At 68.8% G+C, this 4,127-nt stretch carries 3 protein-coding genes; all 3 read right to left on the bottom strand.

What is annotated here, in order from left to right; all coding sequences use genetic code 11:
* Window positions 1-1,832 (bottom strand): NAD-dependent DNA ligase LigA (gene ligA, locus ACR2JA_RS01025; RefSeq protein ID WP_434007285.1); only part of this gene is annotated, 1,832 nt, incomplete at its 3' end.
* Window positions 1,833-1,958: 126 nt separating this feature from the next.
* The gene (locus ACR2JA_RS01020) at window positions 1,959-3,098 is read right to left on the bottom strand and encodes a cell division protein ZipA C-terminal FtsZ-binding domain-containing protein (RefSeq protein ID WP_434007284.1); all 1,140 of its coding nucleotides are present in this window, start codon (window positions 3,096-3,098) and stop codon (window positions 1,959-1,961) included.
* Between the two features lie 191 nt (window positions 3,099-3,289).
* The coding region (locus ACR2JA_RS01015) for a chromosome segregation SMC family protein (protein WP_434007283.1) at window positions 3,290-4,127 on the bottom strand (838 nt) is incomplete at its 5' end.

Here is a 4,127-nt window from a genome sequence, read left to right as displayed (position 1 = left end):
GGGGCACCTTCGGGCCAGGTCATGCCGCAGGCGCGCAGCTGCTCGACCACCTCGCGGTTGTGCGGCTGGTCGAAGAAGGTGCGGATGCTCTGCGCCACCACCGGGCCGACGTCAGCAACCTCCAGCAACTGTTCCAGAGTGGCGTCCATGATGGCGTCCAGGTTGCCGAAATGGCGGGCCATTTCCTTGGCCGTGGCCTCGCCCACATGGCGGATACCCAGGCCGAACAGGAAGCGCGGCAGCGTGGTCTGTTTGGACTTTTCCAGCGCGGCCAGGATGTTCTGCGCCGACTTCTCGGCCATGCGGTCCAGGTTGGCCAGCGCCATCAGGCCCAGGCGGTACAGGTCCGGCAGGGTCTTGACCACGTCGGCGTCGACCAGCTGTTCGACCAGCTTGTCGCCCAGGCCCTCGACCTCCACCGCTCGGCGCTGCGCGTAGTGCAGGATGGCCTGCTTGCGCTGCGCAGCGCAGAACAGGCCGCCGCTGCAGCGGTAGTCCACCTCGCCCTCTTCGCGCACCGCCGCGCTGCCGCAAACCGGGCAGGTGTGCGGCATGGTGAAGGGCTCGGCGCTGGCCACCCGCTTCTCGGGCAACGAGGCCACCACCTCGGGGATCACGTCGCCTGCGCGGCGCACGATCACCGTGTCGCCCACGCGCACGTCCTTGCGGCGCGCTTCGTCGTCGTTGTGCAGGGTGGCGTTGGTCACGGTGACGTTGCCCACGAACACCGGCGCCAGCTTGGCCACCGGCGTGAGCTTGCCGGTGCGACCGACCTGCACGTCGATGGCGAGCACGGTGGTCAGCTGCTCCTGCGCCGGGTACTTGTGCGCCACCGCCCAGCGCGGCTCGCGGGTCTTGAAGCCCAGTTCGCGCTGCAGCGCCAGGCTGTTGACCTTGTAGACCACGCCGTCGATGTCGAACGGCAGCAGGTCGCGCGCTGCGCCGATGCGCTGGTGGAAGGCGATCAGCTCGTCCGCGCCCCGGGCGACGGAGGTCTGCTCGGCCACCGGAAAGCCCCAGGTCTTGAGCTGCATGAGCAGGCCGAAGTGCGTCTCGAACACCGGGCCACCCTGCTCCACCGGCGTGAGTTCGCCCAGCCCGTAGGCGAAGAAGCTCAGCGGGCGCTGGGCGGCGATGGCCGAATCGAGCTGGCGCACCGCACCCGCCGCCGCGTTGCGTGGGTTGACGAAGGTTTTTTCGCCCTTGGCACCGGCGGCGATCTTGGCGCGCTGCTTCTCGTTGAGGGCTTCGAAATCATCGCGGCGCATGTAGACCTCGCCGCGGACCTCTAACACGGGTGGGCAGTCGGCGGGCAGGCGCAAAGGCACCTGCCCAATGGTGCGGATGTTGTGGGTGACGTCCTCGCCGACCTCGCCATCGCCGCGCGTGGCGGCCTGCACCAGCACGCCGTGCTCGTAGCGCAGGCTCATGGCCAGACCGTCGAATTTGAGTTCGCCCACGTACTCGACCGGTGGCGCGTCGTCGGCCAGGCCCAGCGCGCGGCGCACCCGGGTGTCGAAATTCACCGCCCCGGTCGGCTCGGTGTCGGTTTCGGTCTCGATGGACAACATGGGCACCGCGTGCCGCACCTTGGCCAGTTCGTCCAGCAGCGCGCCACCCACCCGCTGCGTGGGCGAGTCGGCGGTCAGCAGTTCGGGGTGGGCCGCTTCCAGCGCCTGCAGTTCACGGAACAGGCGGTCGTACTCGGCATCCGGGATCTCCGGCGCGTCCAGCACGTAGTAGCGATGGGCGTGGTGGTTCAGTTGCGCGCGCAGCTCGGCGGCGCGGTCGGCCGGCGTGGGCTCGGAGGAAAAGAGATCAGGAATGCTCATGACTAAAAGACCACCTGGCGGCAGAGGGGGAGCGATTCAAGAACGCCGCGAAACCGGCTTTGCCGGGCCGCCAGCGTTGCCCCCTTGAGGGGGGCGCGCACAGCGCGGCGGGGGTGGGTCAGTCGTTCAACTGAACAACCGCCGCGCCTGAGGCGAACCGGCCGCCAGGTCGTGGCTGTCCAGCGCGTCGTACAGGCCTTCGAGGTCGGCGCCGATGCGGTCCATGGTGTCTGCGCTCAGCAACTGGCCGGCGTCGTCGGTGACCACACCGTCCATGGCTTCGGCCAGCGCGGCAGCGGCCTGGCGCAGGCGCACGAAGGGCTGCTCGCTGCGCGGCACATGGGTCACCTCCAGCGACAGCGCCACCTCGCGCAGCGCGCTTTGTTCCGGATCGTCGGCCATGGCGGCCTGCGGGTCAAAACTCAGGCTGAGGATGGGCGCCTGCCCGGCTTCGCTGCCCGGCAGCACCATGCGCCCGGGCAGCACACCGGCCACGAAGCCCAGGCGCGCCGCGTGTTGCGCCACGTAACCGGGGCTCCAGGCGGCACGGCGCGCGCGCAGGGTGAAGCCCAGCTGCGCGTCGTGCCCGCTGGCGAAGTGGTCCAGCTCGCGGGCGCGGGCGACCTCGGCGCGCATGTCCGGGAAGTCGGGCGCGGCGCCCACGGCGTCGGCAAAGGCCTGGGCCTTGACCACGAACTCGGAAAACTCGATGTCGTTGAGCGCACCCGAGCGGTTGGCCAGCTGCACGCCGGCCTGCAGCGCGGTGTAGCGCTGGCCGGGGCGCGGGGCTTCCCATTCACCCGTGGCCTCGTGCTGGCCTTCCACCGCAAACGGCTTGCTGCCCACTCGGCGCGTGCCGGGCAAGGCGGCCAGCAGCGCTTCACCCGAGACCGGGCCTTCGGGCTGCAGCGGCGCGATGACATCGATCAGGGCGTCCAGCCCAGGGCGCTTCTCGGGCGCCTGCACCACGTGGTTGAGCGTCACCGGCACCACCGCAGGGGCGCGTGGCGGCACGCCACCAACGTCGCCGCCCATCGCCCCCTGCACCGCATCGTCGAGCACCGGTTCGATGCGCTCGCCCGCCGTCAGCCCGCCGGGCTGCGTGGCCTGGAACACCCGTTCGTCGGCGGCCGGCGCGCCGTCTTGCGGCACGCGCTCGCTGGCGGTGCGCGGGGCGCTGCGGCGCGTGATCCAGGCGTTGTACGCCACCACACCGGCCAGCACGAGGCCGCCGATGATCGCCAGACTGATTTGCAGTGAACTCATGGGCTGAATCGGTTGAGGAACGGTTGGGTTCAGAGGCTGAGAGGGAAATGGGCGTGCCTGAAAGGGCGTACCAAAGCGCGGCCAGCAAGGCGCAAAGCACAGCTGTAGCTCGGGCTACGGCGCGCATTTGCAACGCCGCTGGCCGTGGTTTGGGGCGTCAAGGCGGGCATGACCGATTGCCTCTCAGCCTCTTATTGGGATTCCATCATGCCGGCGGCCGATTCCATGTCCACCGCCACGATGCGCGAAACCCCCTGCTCCTGCATGGTCACGCCGATCAGTTGCTCGGCCATTTCCATGGCGATCTTGTTGTGGCTGATGAACAGGAACTGGGTGCCCTGCTTGCTCATGCTGGTCACCAGACGGGCATAACGTTCGGTGTTGGCGTCGTCCAGCGGCGCGTCCACCTCGTCGAGCATACAGAACGGCGCCGGGTTGAGCTGGAAGATGGCGAACACCAGTGCAATCGCGGTCAGGGCCTTCTCGCCGCCCGAGAGCAGGTGGATGGTCTGGTACTTCTTGCCGGGCGGCTGGGCCAGCACCTGCACGCCGGCGTCCAGAATTTCTTCGCCGGTCATCACCAGCTTGGCGTTGCCGCCACCGAACAGCTCGGGGAACATGCGGCCGAAGTGGCCGTTGACGGTCTCGAAGGTGCTGCCCAGCAGTTCGCGGGTTTCGTTGTCGATCTTCTTGATCGCGTCTTCCAGCGTCGTCATGGCCTCGACCAGGTCGGCCGATTGCGAATCCAGGAAGGTCTTGCGCTCGCGCGCGGCGGTCAGTTCGTCGAGCGCGGCCAGGTTCACCGCGCCCAGCGCCTGGATCTCGCGGTGCAGGCGGTCAATCTCACCCTGCAGGCCAGCCAGGCGCACATTGCCTTCGGTGATGCTCTGCGCCACCGCGGCCAGGTCGGCGTTGGCCTCGGCCAGCAGCTGGCTGTACTGTTCCACGCCCAGGCGCGCGGCCTGTTCCTTGAGCTGGAAGTCGGTGATGCGCTGGCGCAGCGGGTCGAGTTCGCGTTCAAGCTTGAGA

Origin of the sequence: Hydrogenophaga sp. (assembly GCF_051007235.1) — a bacterium.
Classification (GTDB): domain Bacteria; phylum Pseudomonadota; class Gammaproteobacteria; order Burkholderiales; family Burkholderiaceae_C; genus Hydrogenophaga.
This window is presented reverse-complemented; position numbering and strand designations above follow the sequence as displayed.